A 21400-nucleotide genomic window follows, 5' to 3' on the forward strand; every position below is an offset into this window, starting at 1 on the left:
CGGAGGAGAAAGCCCCTTCCACCGGGACAAAAAGACGAAGCAACGGCGGCTTTGCCCCGACTAGTGTCGAGACCGGCACAGAACCGGACGCAGATCCGCTCACCCCTACCCTCACAGAACGACGACGAAGAGGTCCTCGTGGCAGCCGAGATCATCAGCCCCCGCTCCATCGACCAGGAGCCGCTCGACCCCGCCTTCGCCCTGCACCGCGGGGGCAAGATGGAGATTCGGGCGACGGTCCCGGTCCGCGACGCGGACGACCTTTCGCTCGCTTACACCCCCGGTGTCGCCCGGGTCTGCACCGCCATCGCCGAGCAGCCGGAGCTGGTCAACGACTACACCTGGAAGTCCAAGGTCGTGGCCGTCGTGACCGACGGCACCGCCGTGCTCGGCCTCGGGGACATCGGTCCCGAGGCGTCCCTGCCCGTCATGGAGGGCAAGGCGATCCTGTTCAAGCAGTTCGGCGGCGTCGACGCGGTGCCGATCGCGCTGGCGACCAAGGACACCGACGAGATCATCGAGACCGTGATCCGTCTCGCGCCGTCCTTCGGCGGCGTGAACCTGGAGGACATCTCCGCCCCGCGCTGCTTCGAGATCGAGCGCCGCCTGCAGGAGGCGCTGGACATCCCGATCTTCCACGACGACCAGCACGGCACCGCCGTGGTCACCCTGGCCGCGCTCCGCAACGCCGCCAAGCTGACCGGTCGCACCCTGGCCGACCTGCGCGCCGTCATCTCCGGCGCGGGCGCGGCCGGCATCGCGATCGCCAAGATCCTGGTCGGCGCCGGCATCGGCGACGTCTCGCTCTGCGACCGCAAGGGCGTGGTCCACGTCGGCCGCACCGACCTGACCGACGTCAAGCGCGAGATCGCGGAGCTCACCAACCGTGGTGGCCTGACCGGCTCGCTCACCGACGTGCTCGAGGGCGCGGACGTGTTCATCGGCGTCTCCGGCGGCACCGTGCCGGAGGAGGCCGTCGCGAAGATGGCGAAGGACTGCTTCGTCTTCGCCATGGCCAACCCGAACCCGGAGGTTCACCCGGACGTGGCGCACAAGTACGCCGCGGTCGTCGCCACCGGTCGCTCGGACTACCCGAACCAGATCAACAACGTGCTGGCCTTCCCGGGCATCTTCGCCGGTGCGCTCCAGGTGCGGGCCTCCCGCATCACCGAGGGCATGAAGATCGCCGCGGCCGACGCGCTGGCCCAGCTGGTCGGAGACGAGCTCTCCGCCGCCAAGGTCATCCCGAGCCCCTTCGACGAGCGCGTCGCCCCGGCCGTCACCAAGGCCGTTGCCGAGGCCGCCCGCGCCGAGGGCGTCGCCCGGATCTGACGCCCGGTCGCACAGCGCCTGAGCACTCGCCCGTCGCGGAGCCCCAGGCCCCGCCGACCATTCCAGCCGGGCGCGCGACGCCTGGCACGCCCGCTCGCTGCGTTGCCGAAACGCCCAAGTAGCTCCGCTACGAGGGCGCTCCGGCGCCTTGCGATCGCGCGCGCCAGCCGCCGCGCGCTGATCCGGCTGGAATGGTCGGCGGGGCCTAGATCACACTGTGGCGCGGTTCCGTGGCGGGCGAGCGCGGTTCTAGGGTCGATGCATGTTCGCCGCCTATGCCGCACGTATCGCACCGGACGACCCGCTCAGTGGCCTGGAGCTCGGGGAGCGCCCCGAGCCCGAGGCCCGGCCCGGGTGGAGTGTCGTCACCGTCAAGGCCGCCTCGCTCAACCACCACGATCTGTGGTCCCTGCGAGGTGTGGGCCTGCCCGCCGAGAAGCTGCCGATGATCCTCGGGTGCGACGCTGCCGGTGTCGACGAGGACGGCAACGAGGTCGTCCTGCACTCGGTCATCGGCCAGAGCGGCCACGGAGTGGGGCCCAAGGAGCCGCGGTCGATCCTGACCGAGCACTACCAGGGCAGCTTCGCCCAGAAGGTCGCCGTGCCGACCTGGAACCTGCTGCCGAAGCCCGCCGAGCTCTCCTTCGAGGAGGCGGCGTGCCTGCCGACGGCGTGGCTGACGGCGTACCGGATGCTGTTCACCAACGCGGGGGTGAAGCCCGGCGACACGGTGCTCGTGCAGGGCGCGGGCGGCGGCGTCGCGACGGCCCTGATCGTCCTGGGCAAGGCGGCCGGCCTGCGGGTCTGGACGACCAGCCGCGACGAGGCCAAGGGCGCGCGAGCCGTCGAACTGGGCGCGGACGCCTGGTTCCCGAGCGGCGCGCGGCTGCCGGAGCGGGTCGACGCCGTCATGGAGACGGTCGGCGCGGCCACCTGGTCCCACTCCATCAAGTCGCTGCGCCCGGGCGGGACTCTGGTCATCTCCGGCGCGACGAGCGGCCCGAACCCGCCGGCCGCGGAGCTGACCCGGATCTTCTTCCTGGAGCTGAAGGTGGTCGGCTCGACCATGGGCACGAAGGAGGAGCTGGGGCAGCTCCTGTCCTTCTGCCGGACCACGGGCGTGCGGCCGGTCATCGACTCCGTCCTGCCGCTGTCCGAGGCGCGCGAGGGCTTCGCCCGCGTCGAGAAGGGCGACGTCTTCGGCAAGATCGTGCTGAAGCCGTAGCCGTGTGAGGGGCGCGGGGCTGAGCCCCGCGCCCCTGCGGATGCGCCTACTGCCTGCGCAGGCGGCGGGCGGCGTCCGCCAGGACCGAGCGGGCGTGCTCGAGGGAGTCCGGCGTGACACCCGCGTCCCGGGCTCCGTCGCGGACCTCGTCGCGGAAACGGTCGAGGAGGCCGGTCAGCTCGCGCAGCGGCTCGCCGGACGGGTCGACGCGGGTCCACGGCGGGAGATCCTGCGGGGTGGCCGCCGGGGCGTCCGTGGGGGCGTCAGTCGGGGCATCCGTCGAGGCGTCCGTCGGTCCGTGGGACGCGGTGGACCAACGTGAGGAGTCGGCCAGGCCGCTGAGGGTCCTGGTGAGCTCCGAGAGACCCTCGGACAGGCCGGAGGGCCAGTCGCCGTTGCGGACGTGGGTCTTGATCTGCTCACCGATCCGCTGGGCCTCGCGGCGGGCCTGCTCGCGCACCGCGTGGGCCTGCTCCTTGGCCGCGCGGGCCTCCTCCTTCGCGGAGCGGGCCTGCTCCTTGGCCTCGCGGGTCTGCTCGCGGGCCTGCTCCTTGGCCTCGCGCCACTCCTCCTTGGCCTGCTGCCAGGCCTCGCGGTCGGTGCGCCAGGTGTCGTCGCCGAAGCGGACCTGGCGGCGCGACTCCTTGGCCGCGCGGCGCATCTCCTCGCGCAGGTCCTGCGCGGAGTCTCGGACGTCCTCGCGGATCTGGTCGGCGAGCTGGGAGACGGAGTCGTGGATCTCGGCCTCCAGCTCGGCGAGCTCCGCCGCGCGGGCCTCCAGCTCGGCGTGGCCGGCGGGAGTGATCCGGTAGACCTTCCGGCCGCCCTCCATCGTGTGCTCGACGAGGCCCTCCTGCTCCAACTTGGCCAGGCGGGGGTAGACGGTGCCGGCGGAGGGGGCGTAGAGCCCGTGGAAGCGCTCCTCCAGCAGGCGTATCACCTCGTAGCCGTGGCGCGGTGCCTCGTCCAGGAGCTTGAGCAGGTACAGGCGCAGGCGCCCATGGGCGAACACGGGGCGGCTCATGCCTCGTCAGCCCCCTTCTGGTGGTCGATCGCGAGCGGGGTGCTGTCGTGGGGTGTGGCAGTCTCGGCGGACGAGGGGACGGTGTCCTGCGGGCCCTCGTCCTCGTCGGGGCGGCGCAGCACCGCGACGGAGCCGGAGACCGTGGTGATCTTCAGGCGGTTGCTGCCGGAGCCCAGGGTGCCGGTGATGCGCTTCGCCCCCCAGGTGCTGCTCACCTGGAGCTGGTCGAAGGAGGAGGAGATGGAGCCGCTCGTCGTGTCGGCCCGGACCTGCGTGTCCGCGGGGGCGGGGATGCGGACGGCCACCTCGCCGGAGACATTGGTCAGCTCCACGTCGGCGGCCGCCGGACGGTCGAGGTCGACCGTCATCGCGCCGCTGACGCTGTTGGCCTTCAGCGCGCCGCTGGTTCCGGCGAAGACGGTGAGCGCGCCGGAGACAGTGTTGATCTTAAGCCCTCCGGACGTCCCGTGGGCCTCCACGGCGCCGGAAACCGTGTTCGCGTCGACGGGGCCGCTCACGCGCACCAGCGTCACGTCGCCGCTGGCGGTGTTGGTGCGCACCTTGCCGGCGATGCCGGACACGACGGTGTCCGAGGACGCGGCGCCGATCTCCACCTCGACCCCGGCGGGGACGACGAGGGAGACCACGGCCCGGCGCTTCTGCCGCCAGCCCTCGATCCAGTGGGAGAGGGCCTTCCACTGGAAGTCCTTCCATTGCAGATCCTCGTAGGTGATCAGCAACTCGCCGTCGTCGACGGTGACCTGGAGCGGTGCGCCGTCGAGCTCCGAGACCTCCAGGCGGGCGGGTGCCTCGCCGGCCACGACGTTCACGGCACCCGCGATCGTGCGGATCTTGACCCGCCGCACGGGCTCGCCGAAGGTGATCTTCTGCGGCTCGCTGACGGTCCACTGCTCGGACATTCCGGACTCCCCGATACGACGACTGAACGACCTGTCGCTATTCACGATATATCGCGCGGATCGAGAGTCAAGCTATATCGCGAAACTCAGGGTGCCTTCAGGGTCGCCCCCTACGTGATCACTCCTCGTCCTCGTCGTCGAGCCGTGCCAGCCAGGTGGCCAGGCGCTCGATCGGCACCTCGAACTCGGGGTTGATGTCGACGAACTCCTGGAGCCGGTCGGCCAGCCAGTCGAAGCTGATCTCCTCCTCGCCGCGGCGGCTCTGCAGTTCCTCGATGCCTCGGTCGGTGAAGTACACGGTTGGTGCTCCGCAGTCGGTGTGTTCCGGTGGGGTAGGGATGATCCCCGCTGCTGCGAGGGTACGGGAGTGCCGGGGGTTTCTCCGCGCGTCCACCGGGCGATAATGCTGCCGCGGCGTCAACTCGCTTGACTGCGCCGAACCCTGGGGGGATCCGTGAGCGAGGCCAGGAAGATCGAACTGCCCGACGGCACCGTCGTCTGGGCGCGGGTGAGCGCCTTCGACGGTCCCGGCGGCCCCGGATCCGGCGCTCCGGGCCCCGGCGGCCCCGGTCACGGCGGTCCCGGGCCGGACCGCCCCAGCGAGGTCGGCGCCCGGGAGCGGGCCGCCCGCGCCGCCGAGGCGGCGGCGGACGCGGCCGCGGAGAGCCTCCAGGGGATGGCCGAGACGATCAAGGGCGTGGCCGCCTCGGTGCACGCGGCCACCGAGCACCTCGCCCCGGACGAGATCGGCGTCGAGTTCGGGCTGGAGCTCAGCGGTTCGCCGGGCCACCTGGTCGCGATGCTGGCCAGCGGCGAGGCCAGGATGACCTTCAAGGTCTCGCTCAAATGGTGCCCTGGGGCGTCCGCTCGGCACGCCGCCACAGCCGCCACAGCCGCCGCGCCGACCGCCGCCGTCCCGCCCGCGCGGCCCGCGCCGACGCCCGCCCTCGACGGACCCGCCGCACCCGCCGCACCGGACGGACCCCGCGGACAGGCGGAGTGAGCCAGGGCCAGGCCGGGGAGCAGGAGCCGCTCGGGCGGGAGGAGCTGCTGGCGGTCCGCGAGGCGATCGTCCGGCTCGCCAAGGCCGCCACCGTCCGGATCCAGCACCCGGACCTCGCCTGGCCGGACACCCCCGAGAACCGGCGCTTCGTCTGGGGGAGCGGTTTCTTCGTCGCGCCCGGCTGGGTGCTCACCGACGCTCACGTGCTGTGGCCGAGGGGCGAGGGGACGGAACCCTGGCGCGGTGACGGCGAGGTCGGCCTGGCCCTGGCGGACAACCGGCTGCTGCGCGGCCGCTGGGCCGCCGCCCTTCCGGGGCGGCGGGTGGCGCCGGACCACCCGGACGGGCTGTATCCGTGGCCGGACCTGGCGCTGGTCCGGGTGACCGGCGAGGCGCCGGACCACCCGTGCGTCTGGCTCGACGAGTTCCCGCCGCCGCCCGGCACCGAGGTGACCCTGTGCGGCCGGTCGAGCTACTACGACGGCTACTACGCGGAGTGGGACCACCTCGCCGGGATCGGCGGCCACGACGGTGCATTTCCGCGGCCGCGACTGCAGCTCACCGGCGCCGACCTTCCGCACGGCAGCTCCGGCGGCCCGGTCGTGGACCGGTACCGGGGAAGCGTGTGCGCCGCGGTGACCGCCAGGGCCGGCGAGTACCGCCCGGGCGGCGTGGCGAGCCCGATGCACGGGCTGCGCGAGCTGGCCTCGGCGCTCGGTCCGCTCCGTCCCGGGCTCGCCGACGTGGCCCGCTACCAGCTCGACGAAGGGCTCGGCCTCGAACCGGACGAGCTGTTCCGGCGGATCTGGTCCGAGCACGACCGCTACCACGCCCGGCACACCGCCTGGGTGGACCTGGTCGCCCGGTTGCGCCGAGGGATCCCCGGACCGGATCCGCGCTGGCTCACCCGGCTCCGCGCCGGCCTGGCCCGGTTGCCCGCACCGCCGCCGGGCGTCCCGCTCGGTCTGGTCGAGCGCCTGCGTCCGGGACAGCTGCCCACGCCCCTGTTCGCGCCCCGGCTGTGGCGTGACGGGCTGGACCTGCTGGTCGGGCTGTGGGGTGCGGACACGGTGGAGCTCGCGGAGCGCTACTGCCGGCTGGCCGCCGACTGGGAGGAGGAGCGCGCCCCCCGCGGCCGGGTCGTGGTCCAGGTCGACACCTCGGTGCTCGACGACGACGCCTACCTCTGCACGGTCGACCGGTTCCAGGGCGGCGAACACGCCATGCGCTACGCGGCGTCCAACTCGGCGGTGCCCGAGTCCGGGTTGCTGGAGTTGCTGGGCGACCCGCTCGGCCGGGCCCTGCTCGACGCCGAGCAGGGCGGCGCGCCGGCCGAGGTGGAACTGCGGCTGCCCCGCAGACTGTTCGAGCTCCCGGTCCACGAGCTGCGCACGGGTGGTGGCGCGGGCGCGCCGATCGGTGAGCGCCACCCGGTGACGGTGCGCGACGTCGACGGCGGCGCGGAGGTGACCGTGAGGGCCCTGCACCGCTGGCAGGCGCTGGAGGCAGGCCCGCTGCAGCCGCTGCTGGTGCCGCTGGGGCGCGACGTCGGCCGCGCGGCGGTGCGGGCGGCGGTGCGGGCGGGGGACCGGACGGTCCCGCTGTGGCGCGGTTCGGTGCGCTCGGGGGCCGGCGCGACGGTGCTGGACGAGGCGTGGACGGCCGGGCATCGGGTGCTGCTGTGGACCCGGGGGACCGGCCCGGAGGAGGAGTTCGGCAGCGCGCTGTCCGCCCGGCTGAAGGCCGTGACGCTGGACCAGATCCCGCAACTCGCACGCGATTTGCGTGCGGACGCAAGTGGCGGGGAAAGCGTCTGGGCGAGGGCCTTGGTGGTGTTGTATGACAGACCGGAGGAGACCGCCGACGAGCAGGCGCCCCTGCTGCCGGCCCTGGCCTGAGGCCGCGACGGAGCGGGGCGGGCGCCCGGAGGAGAGGGTGGGGGAGTGGCAGGGGTGAACGAGAGAACATCCGACTGGCTGATCTACCGAGGGGTCGGCGAACCGCACAACGGGGTGGGCGAGCGGCTTCCCGACCCCCCGCCGTGGCGTGCCTTCGTCGGCCGGGTGCCCGATCCGGAGCCGGAGCCGCCGCAGGAGGCGGACCAGTTCCGCAGGCTCGGCGTCCACGCGGGCAGCGCCGGGATCTACCAGCCGACCTCGGCGGAGGTGGAGGCCGTCAACGCCGCCCTCTACCTGCGTCGGCCCCTGCTCATCACCGGTGCGCCGGGCGTGGGGAAGTCCACCCTCGCCTACGCCGTGGCGCACGAGCTGAAGCTGGGCAGGGTGCTCCGGTGGCCGATCGTGAGCAGTTCGGTGCTGCAGGAGGGCCTGTACTCCTACGACGCGGTCGGACGGCTCCAGGACGCCAACCTGCGCGGCGGGCAACCGCGTTCCATCGGGTCCTTCCTGCGCCTCGGCCCGCTCGGGACGGCGCTGCTGCCCGCGTCCAGGCCGCGCGTGATCCTCGTCGACGAGCTGGACAAGAGCGACATCGACCTGCCCAACAACCTCCTCAACGTGCTGGAGGAGGGCACCTTCGGCATCCCCGAGCTGGCGCGCATCGGCGAGGAGAGCCCCGCGGTGGAGGTGCTGACGGACGATCCCGGCCGCAGCGTCACCGTCGAGCAGGGGCAGGTCGCCTGCCACGCCTTTCCGCTGGTGATGCTGACCAGCAACGGTGAGCGCGAGTTCCCCTATCCGCTGCTGCGCCGCTGCATCCAGCTGCAGGTCACCCCGCCGGACGCGCGGCGCCTGGCGGCGATGGTCCGCGCCCACCTGGGCGAGGACGCGGTGGCGTCGGCGGCCGGCCTGATCGGCGAGTTCCTGGAGCGCAGCCACGACGGGCTGCTCGCCACGGACCAGCTGCTCAACGCGATCTACCTCACCCAGCAGGTCAACGGCGCCAGCGAGCGGACCGCCCTGGCCGACCGGCTGATGCAGCGACTCGACCGGCCGAGGTGACCCGGTGACGGCGGGCGAGCCGCGTGACCGGGACCGCCTCTTCGCCGAACTGGCGGACCTGGCCCGGGCGGCAGGGCTGACCACCGATCCCGAGCCGCTGCTGGACGCGCTCTGGCTGGCCCGCTTCGCCACCCCGCGGCCCGGTGCCGCGACGGACCGGCCGGGCCGGGCGGTCGGGCCGCGCCCCGGCGAGGGTGAGCAGGACAGGCCGCGCCCCCCGGCGGCGGAGGTCGGCCGGGCCCGCCCGACGTCGACGGCGGACGCGCCGGGCGACGAGCGGGTGGTGCTCGGCGCGCCCACGCCGGGGATCCCGCGGCGCGCCGTGGTGGCACCGCCGGGCGAGCTGGTGCGACTGCCGAGGGCGCCCACGGTGCCGGACCGGCTGCCGCTGACCCGCGCGCTGCGGCCGCTGCGGTCCTTCGCACCGGCCGTGCCCCGCTACCGACGTCGTCTGGACGTCGACGCCACCGTCACGCGGATGGCCGAGACCGGGGTGCCGGAGCTGGTCATGCGCCGCGAGCCGCGCCGGGACCTGCGCCTGCACCTGGTGATCGACGCGACGCCGTCCATGGTGGTCTGGCACGACCTGCTGCAGGAGCTCCGGCAGATCTGCACCCACCTGGGCGCCTTCCACGAGGTGCGGGTGGAGTACCTGCACGCGTTCGGCCACCGGGTCGCCACCACCGCGACCCCCCACTTTCCGGTGGACGACATCCCGCCCGCCGAGGACGACGACGGCGCCGACCGGATCAGACTGCTGCTCAGTGACTGCACCGGGGCGCACTGGGGCGACGGCAGGATGGCCGCGGCCCTGGCGGCCTGGTCCCGTCGGGGGCCGTTGGCGGTGCTGCAGCCCCTGCCGCAGCGGCTGTGGGCGCGGACGCGGTTTCCGGCCACGGCCGCGCTGGTGCGCCGGTCCGCCGCGGCGCTGGGCGGGTTGACCGGACACGCCGTGCGCGGGCGCGGGGGCGAGCCGGGGGAGCAGCCGATCCCGGTGCTGGAGCCGACGGCGGGCGCGATGGGCGCCTGGGCCCGGCTGCTGGCCGGACCGGGCGCGCCCGGGGTGCGGATGGCGGTCGGCTGGCTGGCGCGGGACGGGCGGCTCCGGGGGGCCGCGCCGGAGCCGCCCGGCCGGGAACCGGACGGCCCGGAACGGGTGGCCCTGTTCCGGCGGAACGCCTCCCCGGCCGCCTACCGGCTGGCCGTCTCGCTGACGGCGGCGCCGCTCTGGATGCCTGTCATGAAGCTGGTGCAGCGCGCCATCCTCCCGCAGAGCGGCCCCGCCGAACTGGCGGAGGTGCTGCTCGGCGGCCTGGTGCAGCGGCGGCCGAGCGGCGAACCGTGGCGGGACGGACCGGCCCGCGACGAGCTCCTGCGCGACGCGCCGCCCCGCACGCAGGAGTTCCCCGGCGAGGAGCCGTGGAACGAGGAGCAGTGGTACGCGTTCCGCCCCGGTGTCCGCGAGGTGCTGCTGGACGCGCTGTCCCGGGACGAGGCCCTGCTGGTGCAGAAGTACGTCTCGGCGTGGCTGGTCGAGCACGTCGGCGGCGGCGCGCGCAACTATCCGGCCATCGCCGCCGCCCAACTGCAGGGTGTGCCGGAGACGGAGCAGGAGCCGGCTCCCGTCGCGGCGGGCGTCGACACGCGGCTGATGGCGCCGTTCGCCGAGGTGTCCCGGCAGGTGGTGCGCCGCTACCTGGCCCCAGGGGGCTTCCCGGCCCCGGCCCCGGCCCCGGCGGAACCGACCGACGGCCTCGCGGAGGTGCGGGCGCTGCTGTCCGCACCCGCCGCGACCCGGCGGATCGGCCAACTGATCGGCGCGGTCGAGCTGTTGCGTCCGTTGGCCGTCGAGGGCGAGGCGCGCCGCGGCGAGGCCGCGGTGCTGCTCGCCGAGGCCCTGCTCGCGCTCTGGGGCGAGCAGGGGGACCCGGGTCTGCTCGACGAGGCCGACGAGTTCGCGGTGCTCGCGGAACGGGAGGCCCGGGCGGTCCCCGAGCGGCTCGCCGCCGCGCGCCTGCTCGGCGCCCGGGTGCTGCACACGCGGGGCGGTTACCAGGCCGCCACCGGGGACCGGCGCCGCGCGCTGTGGGACCTGCGCTACGCCGACCAGTTGCTGGCCGGGGTCCTGGCCACGGACGAACCGCCGAGCTGGGCGCCGCTGGTCGAGCGCGGCCAGGTGCTGTTCGAGCTGTGGCAGGCGGAGCGGGATGCGCAGCGGCTGGACCGCGCCGAGGCGATGCTGCGCGCCGCACTCGGGGCCCGGGACGCGGCCGACGCCGGGGCGGAGGCCCTCGCGCGGGCGCGGGCCCTGCTGGGACGGGTGCTGCTGGAGCGGTCCCGGTTGCGGGTCCCGCCGGACGACGCGATGGCGGACGCCCTGCTGGAGCAGGCCTACGACGAGCTCGGGCAGGCCTTGGCCGCCCTCGCGCCCGAACCGGCGACGCAGCAGCCCTCGGGGCGGGAGCAGGTGGCGACGGGGACGCCGCACGCGGCCCTCGACCGGCCGGCCCTGAACGGAGCGGCCCTGGACCGGGTGGAGACCGTGCTGCTGCGCTCGGAGCGCTTCGGCGACGTGCCGCGGGACCGGTGGTACGAGGCGCGCACCACCGTCGACGGGGTCCGTCGGGCGCCCGCGGACGGCCGGACGGCGATCCGCGCGGAGCTGCTGACGGGCCGGTGGGAGCGGGCCGAGTTCACGGTCGGTCGTGATCCCGCTCATCTGCGCGAGGCGGCCCGCCGCTTCGACGCGGCGGCGGCGCTGGCTTCGCCGGGCAGCCCGGAGCGGGCCGAGAGCCTGGCCGAGCGGGTGCGCGCGCTGCTGGACCTGGCGACCGAGACGGCGGAGGGTGCCGCGCTCGCCGAGGCGGTCGTGGCCGCCCGGGCCGCCGCCGCGGAGGCGGGAACGGGGACGGGCGAGAAGGCCACCGAGGCCGCACTGCTGCTCGCCGAGGCGCTGCTCCGGCGCCACCAGGCCGTCGACGATCCGACCGACCTGCGGGAGGCCGAGTACGTCGTCGAGCGGGCCGCGGAACAGGTGCCGGCGGGCGGGCTCGCCGACCGGGTCTGGAGCCGCCTGGCCCAGCTGCGCCGACTGCTGTACCGGCGTCACGGAGTTGAGCGCTGGCGCAGGTTGGCCGAGGAGGCGGAGGCACGGGTCTCACGCTGACTCGTACGTTTACCGAGCGTTCGACCAGGGGATCGCACAGAAGATCGGATAGAGGGAGTATTCGGTGGATGCTCGCACAGGGGGCGCAGGGCTGCCGCCCGCGGAGACGGCGGAGCTCTTCGACTGCACCGGCCTTGACTTGGAGGAGCTGCGCGCGTCACGCAACCCGGTCCTGCTGGCGGTGATCGAGCGGCTGCGCACGCGCCTGGTCGAACCGGGCCCGGGCACGGCGGCGTTCAGCGACTACACCAGCGCGCCGGCGGGCGCCGCGACCCCGGTCGTGGTGCCGGGCGCGGAGGAACCGTAGCGGTGTCGGCGGCGCCCTGGCCGCTCACGGAGCTCGACCCGGGTGCCGTGCGCGCGAGCGGTGTCGCGCCGGTGCCGCTGCGGCAGTTCGTGCTCAAGCTGCGCAGCCGCTGCAACCTCGCGTGCGACTACTGCTACGTCTACACCATGGCGGACCAGGGCTGGCGTCGGCAGCCACGGGCGATGTCGCGGCGTACGCTGCGTCAGATCGCGCACCGCATCGGCGAGCACGCGCGTGCACACGGCCTCGACCGGGTGCACGTGATCTTCCACGGCGGGGAGCCGCTCCTCGCGGGCGCGGCGCCGCTGCTGGACGCGGTCGCCGAGATCCGACGCGCCCTGCCCCGCCCCTGCGCGCTGGCCGCCGGGGTGCAGACCAACGGGGTGCTGTTGTCGCGGCCGCTGCTGGACGACCTGGCCCGCACGGGCGTCACCGTGGGCGTCAGCCTGGACGGCGGCGACGAGCAGGGGAACCGGCACCGGCTGCGCCCCGACGGGCGCCCCTCGTGGCCCGCCGTGGAGCGCGGCCTGCGGCTGCTCCAGGGCTATCCCGAGATCTACGCCGGACTGCTGGCCACCGTCGACCTGACGCAGCCGCCGATCCGGGTCTACGAGTCCTTACTGCCGTTCCGGCCACCCAGCCTCGACCTGCTGCTGCCGCACGGGAACTGGACGACACCACCGCCGGGGCTGCGTCCCGCGCCGGTCCGCGCGGCCCCGGTCACCCCGTACGCGGACTGGCTCGGTGCCGTCTTCGAGCACTGGTGGCACGCGGGGCGCGGGGAGGTGAGCATCCGGCTCTTCGAGGAGGCGGTGGCCCTGCTGCTCGGGCTGCCCGGACAGACCGAGCTGCTCGGCACCAGCCCTGCCGCGCTCGTCGTGCTCGCCACCGACGGCGCGATCGAACAGGTCGACTCGCTCCGCTCCGCCTACGCGGACGCCGCCGCGACCGGGCTGGACGTGTTCCGGCACAGCTTCGACCGCGCTCTGGACCACCCGGGTCTGCTGGCACGCCAGTTGGGTGCGGCGGCGCTCGCGGACGCGTGCCGGGCCTGTCCGGCCGGCCGGGTCTGCGGCGGCGGCCAGTACCCCCACCGCTACCGCGCCGGCGCCGGGTTCCACGAGCCGTCCGTCTACTGCTCGGACCTGTACGCGCTGCTGGCCAGGATCGCGACGGCGCTGCGGGGCGCTGCGTGACCGAGTCCTGGGGGCGGCGCGCACGCGCGCTGCTGCCGCGGATCGCCGCCGGCGGGTTCGACGTCGACGTCGCCGCGCTGATGACGGGCAGCCAGCTGAGCAAGCGGCTGCTGCTGCTCCGCGCCGCCGTCGACCAGGCCCCGTCCGCCGTCGGGGCCCAGTGGGACCGGCTGGCCGCCGTCGAGCGGCAGGACGCCGCGGCGGTGCGGGATGTGCTGAGCTATCCGACCGTCGGCATCTGGCTGCGCCGCTGCCTGGTCGCGCCACGGGACCCGAAGGCGCCCTGGGGCTACTTCGGCACCCTGGTGCGCCGGGCGGAGGAAGCGGCCGGCTCCGGCGAGCCCGCGCCCTGGGCGGCGGGGCGACTGCTCGCTCCCGACGGTCCCGTGCTGGAGGACCGTGACCAGTTGCGTGACCCCGGCCTGCCGCAGCGGCAGGGCGGCCTGCGGCCCACCGCGCCACTCGACGCGGAGGCGGTGGCGGCCTGGGGCGCCGTCTGGCGCCAGGGCGCCACGCTGCTGCGGGCCGTGGCCCCGGCGCGCGCGGACGAGGCCGGGACACTGCTGCGCTGCGTGGTCCCGCTGGTCGGCGTGGCCGACCCGGAACGCAGCGCGACCTTCGCGGACGCCTTCGGGCTGATCCTCACCACCAGGCCGCGCGGCGCGTTCGACGCCGCCGCGGTGGTGGTGCACGAACTCCAGCACACCAAGCTGTACGCGGTCGCCGACCTGTTGCCGCTGCACGAACCGGATCCGACCCCGCGCTTCCTGGCGCCCTGGCGGCACGACCCGAGGCCGATCGGCGGGCTGCTCCAGGGTCTGTACGCGCATGTGGCCCTGGGTGAGTACTGGCGGGACGCGGCCCGGTCGCTGCCGCCGGAGGGTGGCCGGGAGCGCGCCGCCCGTGAGGCGGTCCGCTGCCGCGAACAGGTCGGCGCCGCGCTTCCGCAGCTCTTCGGCGAGGCACCCCTGACCGGGGCCGGTCGGACGCTGGCGGCCGGCCTGGCAGCACGGTTCGACCTGATGGACCGATAGATCGTCCGGGTGGCAACAGAATCGAGGAGGCCTTGGCCCGTGCAGGGCATTCGGTGTCGCTCGGTGGGACGGGTACCGTGCAAGGACAGGGCTCAGCGCGAGCGGGTTGGAGACCGGCGATGACCGATCGGGGTGCGGCGCAGCGAGTAGTGATCAGCTATTCGGGCGTGGATCGCAGTTGGGCCGTCTGGGCCCAGGCCTGGCTGGAGCGGGCGGGGGTGGAGGCCTCGGTCCTGCGGTTCGACCCGACCGGGCGCGACGGACTCGCCGCGGCCGTCGACGACCTGCTCGGCAGCGACGCCCTGGTCCTGCTGCTGGTCAGCCCCTCCCTCTTCCGGCGCAGTGACACTAGCCCGGACGAGTGGAACGAGGTGCTGCGCGCCCTGTCGGCGGAGCGCCGGTCCCGCCTGCGCGGACTCGTCCTCAGTGAGATCGGGCTGCCGGCCGCAGTCGCCCTGCTGCGCACCCAGAGCGTCGTCGACATCCCCGAGGGCGCGGCACTGCGCCGCCTGTTCCGCCTGCTCGACCTGAGCGCGGTCCCGGCCGCGCCGGCGGTCCCCGCCGCCGACGCCCGGACGCCGCGCTACCCCGGCAGTCCGGCCTCGGTCTGGGGTGCCGTCCCGCGGCGGAACCTGGACTTCACCGGCCGCCGGGAACTGCTGGAGGCGATGCGGCTGGCGCTGGAGCCAGGTGAACTCGGCAGCCGGCCGGTGGTGCTGACCGGCATGCCCGGCGTGGGCAAGAGCGCCGTCGCCGCGGAGTACGCCTATCGCCACCGCAGCAGCTACGACGTCATCTGGTGGGTGCAGGCCGACAACCGGCGTGACGCCCGTGCGCAACTCGCGTCACTGGCGGAGCCGTTGGGCCTGCGCGTCGGCTCCGAGATCGGCGACCAGCTGCGCGCGGTGCAGGAGGCGCTGCGGGTCGGGGAGCCGTACCGCGACTGGCTGCTGATCTTCGACAACGCGGACTCCACCGAGCACATCGCTCCGCTGATCCCCGACGGCACCGGGCAGACCGTCATCACCAGCTCGAACCGTGACTGGACCCGGGAGGCGACCGCCCTGCGGGAGGTGCCCCTGTTCACCGAGGCCGAGGGGGTGGCGTTCCTGCGGCGTCGGCTCAGCCGACTGGCCACCGACGACGCACTCGCGGTCGGTGCGGCCGTCGGCTGGCTGCCGATCTGCCTGGAGCAGTCCGCCGCCACCCTGGCCGACCCCGGGCAGACCGTGGCCGACTACGTGCGCCGGATCACCGAGCCGGACGGCGGCAGCGACAGCTTCCAGCGCGTCATGGACCTGCGGCTGCGCCGACTGGACGACGAGGACCCGCTCGCCCTTCAGGTGCTGCGGCTCTGTGCCTGTTTCGGCCCGGGGCCGGTGCCCGCGCGGCTGGTCCGGCCGACGGTGGCCAAGGACCTGCCGGCCGGGCTCCGCGAGACGGTCACCGACCCGCAGCGCTGGACGGAGGCGCTCAGCGAGCTCGAACGCCGCTCCCTGCTGCGTACCGAGTACACCGAGCCGCTCGGAGCGGGAGCCGGTCAGGGCACCGGACCCGGGCGCGGGTTCACCATCGAACTGCACCGGATGCTGCGGCACACCGTGATCCAGGGCATGCGCCCGCACGAGCGCGAGAGCATGGTGCGGGCCGTCCGGCAGATACTGGCCGCGGCCGACCCGGGCACCCCCGACGACCAGCACCTGTGGGCCCGCTACGCGGAGATCCTGCCGCACGTGATCTCCTCCGGCGCGACCCGCAGCACCAACCCGGTCATCCAGGACCTGGTCTACAACGTGCTGCGCTACCTCTACCTGCGCGGCGAGTACCGGGCGGCGGGCGAGCTGGCGGAGGACGCCTACGAGGCCTGGGGCGGTCGGCCCTACCCGCTCTGGTGGCGGCTGCGGCTGCTGCGCGCCGACATCATCCGGGCGCTGGCCGACTACACCGCCTCGGAGGCGGAGAACCGGGCGGCCTTCGAGGAGCTGGGCGCGGAACGCGCGCAGCACGAGCTCGACTACCTCCAGGCCGGGTCCAGCCTTGCCGCGGACCTGCGGGCGCTGGGCCGCTACGACGAGGCGCTGGATCTCCAGTCCATGGTCAGGGAGACCCGCGAGCGCCTGCTCGGCGCGCCCCACCCGGACTCCCTGCGCGCCCGTCACAACCAGGCCGTCACGCTGCGGGTGCTGGGACGCTTCGACGAGGCGCTGGCGATGCACCAGGAGGTGTTCAGCACCGCCCGTCAGGTCATGGGCGTGACCCACCCGCACGTCCTCCTCTTCGCCATGGCCGTCGCCCAGGACCTGCGCCTGATCGGCCGCTACGACGAGGCACTGGACCGCCAGGAGCACTGCCTGGAGTGGTGCCTGGAGGCGCTCGGGCCGGAGCAGCCGCTCAGTCTGCGCGCCCGGCACCTGCTCGGGCTCTGCCAGCGCCGGGCCGGGCTGATCGGTCAGGCCGGCGAGAACCTGGAGCACGCCTCGGCCCGTCTGGTCCGCCTGCTCGGCCCCGACCACCCGGACGCCCTCTCGGCCCGCAACGACCTGGCCACCTACCTGCGGGACCGGGGCGAGACGGAGACGGCCCTCGGCATCCTCGACGAGGTCGTCGCCGGGTTCCGCAAGGTGCTCGGGCGGGGCCACCCCAACAGCATCGGGGCGGAGTCCAACCGGGCCATGGTGCTCCAGTCGCTGGGCCGCCGCGAGGAGGCCGTCACCGTCAGCGACAGCGCGGCGAACCGGATGCAGCCAGCCGTGGGTGCGACGCATCCGTGGACCGTCGCGGTCATGCTGAACGCCTCGGCCTGCCGCAACGTCCAGGGCGACGTCGACGAGGCGCTGCGCCTCAGCGAGCAGGCCCTCTCCCGGGCCCGGGAGCGCCTCGGCGACGACCACCCGCTCACCCTGTCCTGCGAGATCGCGGTCGCCGCCGACCTGCGGGCCCGCGCCGACCGGCTCCGGGCGGAGAAGATCGAGTCGCACGCGGTCCGGCGCCTGGAGGAGACCCTCGGCGAGTCCCATGTGCACACCCGCTCCGCCCGCCTGCGGCACCGGCCGCACTGGGACCTGGAGTTCATGGGCGTCTGAGCGCCGGGAACGCGAGCCGGAAACGCGAGCCGGAAACGCGAGCCGGGCACGCGAGCCGGGCAACGCGAAGGGCCCGGGGCGTCGCCCCGGGCCCTTCGTTCACGCCGTGCTCACCGGCTCACCGTGTCAGAGCGAGAACACCTCGTCGACCAGCGAGGCCTGCTCGGCCGCGTGGCGCTTGGCCGAGCCGACCGCCGGGGCCGAGGAGGCCGGGCGGGCGACGCGACGCAGACGGCCGCGGTCGGCGGAGGGGCCGACGACGACGTCGAGGTGGTCCACCAGGTTGAGCGCGATGAACGGCCACGCACCCTGGTTGGTCGGCTCCTCCTGCGCCCAGACGTACTGGACGTTGGTGCCGTAGCGCTTGAGCTCCTCCTGGAGCTCCGCCACCGGCAGCGGGTAGAGGCGCTCGACGCGGACGATCGCCGTGTCGGTGATGCCGCGCTCGGCGCGGGCCGCCTCCAGGTCGTAGTAGAACTTGCCCGCCGTGATGACGACCTTGCGGACGTTGGCCGGGTCGACCGTGGAGTCGCCGATGACCGGGCGGAAGCCGCCGGACAGGAACTCCTCGGTCTTCGACGCCGCCGCCTTCAGACGCAGCATCGACTTCGGGGTGAAGACGATGAGCGGCTTGTGGTGCGGGTTGTGCGTCTGCCAGCGCAGCAGGTGGAAGTAGTTCGACGGCAGCGTCGGCATGGCGACCGTCATGTTGTTGTCCGCGCACAGCTGCAGGAAGCGCTCCGGGCGGGCGGACGAGTGGTCCGGTCCCTGGCCCTCGTAGCCGTGCGGGAGCAGCAGGGTGACGCCGGACGTCTGGCCCCACTTGGTCTCGGCGGAGGAGATGAACTCGTCCACGACCGTCGAGGCGCCGTTGACGAAGTCGCCGAACTGGGCCTCCCACATCACCAGCGCGTCCGGACGGGCCAGCGAGTAGCCGTACTCGAAGCCCATCGCCGCGTACTCGCTGAGCAGCGAGTCGTAGACGGTGTAGCGGGCCTGGTCCTCCGTCAGGTACAGCAGCGGCGTGTAGTCCTCGGCCGTCCTGTTGTCGACCAGGACCGCGTGGCGCTGACCGAAGGTGCCGCGACGGCTGTCCTGGCCGGCCAGACGGACCGGGTGGCCCTCCATCAGCAGCGAGCCGATGGCCAGGGTCTCGCCCATGGCCCAGTCGATGGTGCCGTCCTCGACCATGGTGGCGCGGCGCTGCAGCTGCGGCAGCAGACGCGGGTGCACGGTCAGCCAGTCCGGCAGGGCGACCTGGGACTCGGCGATGCGCTTGACCATCTCCTGGGAGATGCCCGTCTGCACCGCGACCGGGAAGGTGGCCTGGGGACGCTCGGAGACGGCCGGGCTGGGCACCGTCGCGGCCGCGCGGACCTCGGTGAAGACCTTCTCCAGCTGGTCCTGGTAGTCCTTGAGCGCCTGCTCGGCCTCTTCCAGGGTGATGTCGCCGCGACCGATCAGGCCCTCGGTGTAGAGCTTGCGCACCGAACGCTTCTTGTCGATCAGCTCGTACATCAGCGGCTGGGTGAACGACGGGTTGTCGGCCTCGTTGTGACCGCGGCGGCGGTAGCAGATGAGGTCGATCACGACGTCCTTGTGGAACGCCTGGCGGAACTCGAAGGCGAGCCGCGCGACGCGGACCACGGCCTCCGGGTCGTCGCCGTTGACGTGGAAGATCGGCGCCTCGACCATGCGGGCCACGTCGGTGCAGTAGGTGCTGGACCGCGAGGCCGTCGGCGCGGCGGTGAAGCCGACCTGGTTGTTGATGACGACGTGCACGGTGCCGCCGGTGCGGTAGCCGCGCAGCTGCGACATGTTCAGCGTCTCCGCGACGACGCCCTGGCCGGCGAAGGCCGCGTCACCGTGGATCTGCAGCGGCAGCACGTCGAACGAGTCGCCGGCCTTGTCGAGGACGTCCTGCTTGGCGCGGGCGATGCCCTCGACGATCGGGTCGACCGCCTCCAGGTGGGAGGGGTTGGCCGCGAGGGAGACCTTGATGGTCTCGCCGTCCAGGCCGGTGAAGACGCCCTCGGAGCCGAGGTGGTACTTCACGTCGCCGGAGCCGTGCATGGACTTCGGGTCGAGGTTGCCCTCGAACTCGCGGAAGATCTGCGCGTAGGACTTGCCGACGATGTTGGCGAGCACGTTCAGGCGGCCGCGGTGGGCCATGCCCATGACGGCCTCGTCCAGGTGCGCCTTGGCGGCCGAGTCGAGGATCGCGTCCAGCAGCGGGATGACGGACTCGCCGCCCTCCAGCGAGAAGCGCTTCTGGCCGACGTACTTGGTCTGCAGGAACGTCTCGAACGCCTCGGCGGCGTTGAGGCGGCGCAGGATGCGCAGCTGCTCCTCGCGCTCGGGGCGCTCGGTGCCGCGCTCGACGCGGGCCTGGATCCAGCGGCGCTGCTTCGGGTCCTGGATGTGCATGTACTCGATGCCGACGGTGCGGCAGTACGAGTCGCGCAGCACACCGAGGATGTCGCGCAGCTTCATCATGGTGTGGCCGGCGAAGCCGCCCACCGCGAACTCGCGCTCGAGGTCCCACAGCGTCAGGTCGTGCGCCTGGACGTCGAGGTCCGGGTGCTTACGCTGCTTGTACTCGAGCGGGTCGGTGTCGGCCATCAGGTGGCCGCGCACACGGAAGGAGTGGATCAGCTCCATCACGCGGGCGGTCTTGTTGACCTCGTTGTCGTGGGTACGGGCGACGTCCGTGGCCCAGCGCACCGGCTCGTAGGGGATGCGCAGCGACTCGAAGATCTTGTCGTAGAACTCGCCCTTGCCCAGCAGCAGCTGGTGGATCGTGCGCAGGAACTCACCCGACTGGGCGCCCTGGATGACCCGGTGGTCGTAGGTCGAGGTCAGCGTCATGACCTTGGAGACGCCCATGGCGGCCAGGGTCTCCTCGGCGGAGCCCTGGAACTCGGCCGGGTACTCCATCGAACCGACGCCGAGGATGGTGCCCTGGCCGGGCATCAGGCGCGGGACGGAGTGGACGGTGCCGATGCCGCCGGGGTTGGTCAGCGAGCAGGTGACGCCGGAGAAGTCGTCGACCGTGAGCTTGTTCTGGCGGGCGCGGCGGACGATGTCCTCGTAGGCCTGCCAGAAGCCGAAGAAGTCGAGGGTCTCGGCCTTCTTGATGGCCGCGACGACCAGCTGACGGTCGCCGTTCGGCTTGGTCAGGTCGATCGCCAGGCCGAGGTTGATGTGCTCGGGCTTGACCAGGAAGGGCTTGCCGTCCTTCTCCTGGAAGCCGTGGTTCATCGCCGGCATCGACTTGATCGCCTGGACCATGGCGTAGCCGATGAGGTGCGTGAAGGAGACCTTGCCGCCGCGTGCGCGCTTGAGGTGGTTGTTGATGACGATGCGGTTGTCGATCAGCAGCTTCGCGGGGACGGCGCGGACGCTGGTCGCGGTGGGCATCGAGAGCGAGGCGTCCATGTTCGCCACGATCCGGGCGCTCGGGCCCTTGAGGGCGACGAGCTCGGGTCCTGACGGGGCCTCGGCGGGGGCGGTCACAGTGGTGCTGTCCTTCACGGTGTCGGCGGGTTGTGCCGGAGCAGCGGTGCGCTGGGTCGGCGCGGGGGCTGCGGGCTTGGGGGTCAGCGGTGCGGCGGGAGCCGGGGTGGCCGGCGCCGCGGGAATCGTCGCAGCCGGGGCTGCGGGCGCGGCGGGAGCCGGGGCGGCCGCGGGAGCGGCGGCCGGCGCGGGGACCGCTGCAGCCGCCGGGGTCGCAGGCGCGGCGGGCGCCCCGGTCACGGCGACGGCGGGGGCACCCGTCGGGGTGGCGCCCTTGGCGTGCTTGTAGTCGGCGAAGAAATCCCACCAGGCCCGGTCGACCGAGTTCGGGTCCTGGAGGTACTGCTGGTAGATCTCGTCCACGAGCCACTCGTTGGGGCCGAATGCGGCTCCCGGGCCGGATTCGGCCGTGGTGGCAGGTGAGCTGCTCGAGTTAGGGGACTGTGGAGACACGGCGGCAACCGCCCTCTTCCGCTTCCGTGTGGATGTGTGGACAGCGGGTAGTAAGGCTACGCCTCCGCCGCACGTCCGCGCAGGTCCCGCAGACCAAGCGTCGCCCAGATCACAGTCCGGCCGCAAACATTGGCCGGAAATCGGGGTTAGATCTCGGGCGTGATGGGGGAGAACGAAGGGT

The 21400-nt window shown here is 73.6% G+C and carries 14 protein-coding genes; 10 read left to right on the plus strand and 4 right to left on the minus strand.

What is annotated here, in order from left to right:
• The first annotated feature begins 138 nt into the window (after positions 1-138).
• Entirely contained in the window at positions 139-1332 is a 1194-nt protein-coding gene (locus BMY61_RS02495; RefSeq protein ID WP_042456094.1) for an NAD(P)-dependent malic enzyme, read from the plus strand.
• Positions 1333-1594: 262 nt separating this feature from the next.
• A complete protein-coding gene (locus tag BMY61_RS02505; RefSeq protein ID WP_042456092.1) occupies positions 1595-2557 on the plus strand; it encodes a zinc-binding dehydrogenase in 963 nt (320 codons plus the stop codon).
• Between the two features lie 46 nt (positions 2558-2603).
• Here the strand turns inward: BMY61_RS02505 and BMY61_RS02510 are convergent, their stop codons facing one another.
• The 3 genes from BMY61_RS02510 to BMY61_RS02520 all read right to left on the minus strand — a co-directional run bounded on the left by BMY61_RS02510 (position 2604) and on the right by BMY61_RS02520 (position 4799).
• A complete protein-coding gene (locus BMY61_RS02510) occupies positions 2604-3581 on the minus strand; it encodes a helix-turn-helix transcriptional regulator (RefSeq protein ID WP_042456090.1) in 978 nt (325 codons plus the stop codon).
• Positions 3578-4501 carry a DUF4097 family beta strand repeat-containing protein gene (locus BMY61_RS02515; RefSeq protein WP_042456088.1) on the minus strand — a complete coding sequence of 308 codons (924 nt, stop codon included), beginning with the start codon at positions 4499-4501 and terminating at the stop codon, positions 3578-3580. Before BMY61_RS02515 ends, BMY61_RS02510 begins: the two co-directional genes overlap by 4 nt.
• Positions 4502-4619: 118 nt before the next feature.
• The gene (locus BMY61_RS02520) at positions 4620-4799 is read right to left on the minus strand and encodes a DUF6104 family protein (protein ID WP_042456086.1); all 180 of its coding nucleotides are present in this window, start codon (positions 4797-4799) and stop codon (positions 4620-4622) included.
• Between the two features lie 156 nt (positions 4800-4955).
• On the opposite strand from BMY61_RS02520, the gene BMY61_RS02525 reads away from it, so the two are divergent.
• From BMY61_RS02525 to fxsT, 8 genes are all read left to right on the plus strand, one after another.
• A complete protein-coding gene (locus BMY61_RS02525; protein ID WP_052439259.1) occupies positions 4956-5504 on the plus strand; it encodes a CU044_2847 family protein in 549 nt (182 codons plus the stop codon).
• On the plus strand, positions 5501-7402 hold the full coding sequence (locus BMY61_RS02530) for a VMAP-C domain-containing protein (protein ID WP_042456084.1): 1902 nt from the start codon (positions 5501-5503) through the stop codon (positions 7400-7402). The genes BMY61_RS02525 and BMY61_RS02530 overlap by 4 nt, the downstream gene beginning before the upstream one ends.
• Before the next feature lie 54 nt (positions 7403-7456).
• Positions 7457-8464: an AAA family ATPase gene (locus BMY61_RS02535; protein ID WP_042456082.1), complete on the plus strand. Its 1008-nt coding sequence runs from the start codon at positions 7457-7459 to the stop codon at positions 8462-8464.
• Positions 8465-8468: 4 nt separating this feature from the next.
• Positions 8469-11630, plus strand: a complete 3162-nt coding sequence (locus tag BMY61_RS02540) for an SAV_2336 N-terminal domain-related protein (protein ID WP_042456080.1) — start codon at positions 8469-8471, stop codon at positions 11628-11630.
• 64 nt (positions 11631-11694) lie between these two features.
• Complete coding sequence (fxsA, locus tag BMY61_RS02545) at positions 11695-11937, plus strand: FxSxx-COOH cyclophane-containing RiPP peptide (protein WP_075003721.1); 243 nt, start codon at positions 11695-11697, stop codon at positions 11935-11937.
• A gap of 2 nt (positions 11938-11939) precedes the next feature.
• Positions 11940-13133, plus strand: a complete 1194-nt coding sequence (locus BMY61_RS02550) for an FxsB family cyclophane-forming radical SAM/SPASM peptide maturase (protein ID WP_042456078.1) — start codon at positions 11940-11942, stop codon at positions 13131-13133.
• Entirely contained in the window at positions 13130-14167 is a 1038-nt protein-coding gene (locus BMY61_RS02555) for an aKG-HExxH-type peptide beta-hydroxylase (protein WP_052439258.1), read from the plus strand. The genes BMY61_RS02550 and BMY61_RS02555 overlap by 4 nt, the downstream gene beginning before the upstream one ends.
• Before the next feature lie 119 nt (positions 14168-14286).
• The gene (gene fxsT / locus BMY61_RS02560) at positions 14287-17250 is read left to right on the plus strand and encodes an FxSxx-COOH system tetratricopeptide repeat protein (RefSeq protein WP_042456075.1); all 2964 of its coding nucleotides are present in this window, start codon (positions 14287-14289) and stop codon (positions 17248-17250) included.
• Between the two features lie 126 nt (positions 17251-17376).
• Here the strand turns inward: fxsT and BMY61_RS02565 are convergent, their stop codons facing one another.
• The gene (locus BMY61_RS02565; protein WP_075003722.1) at positions 17377-21219 is read right to left on the minus strand and encodes a multifunctional oxoglutarate decarboxylase/oxoglutarate dehydrogenase thiamine pyrophosphate-binding subunit/dihydrolipoyllysine-residue succinyltransferase subunit; all 3843 of its coding nucleotides are present in this window, start codon (positions 21217-21219) and stop codon (positions 17377-17379) included.
• Positions 21220-21400: the final 181 nt, after the last annotated feature.

Origin of the sequence: Streptacidiphilus jiangxiensis, assembly GCF_900109465.1 — a bacterium.
Taxonomy (GTDB): Bacteria; Actinomycetota; Actinomycetes; order Streptomycetales; family Streptomycetaceae; genus Streptacidiphilus; species Streptacidiphilus jiangxiensis.

What these genes read in the sequence shown, in the direction of transcription:
- fxsT (WP_042456075.1), top strand. Translation starts at nt 14,287, where the DNA reads ATGACCGATCGGGGTGCGGCGCAGCGAGTAGTGATCAGCTATTCGGGC.
- BMY61_RS02505 (WP_042456092.1), top strand. Translation starts at nt 1,595, where the DNA reads ATGTTCGCCGCCTATGCCGCACGTATCGCACCGGACGACCCGCTCAGT.
- BMY61_RS02515 (WP_042456088.1), bottom strand. Translation starts at nt 4,501, where the DNA reads ATGTCCGAGCAGTGGACCGTCAGCGAGCCGCAGAAGATCACCTTCGGC.
- BMY61_RS02510 (WP_042456090.1), bottom strand. Translation starts at nt 3,581, where the DNA reads ATGAGCCGCCCCGTGTTCGCCCATGGGCGCCTGCGCCTGTACCTGCTC.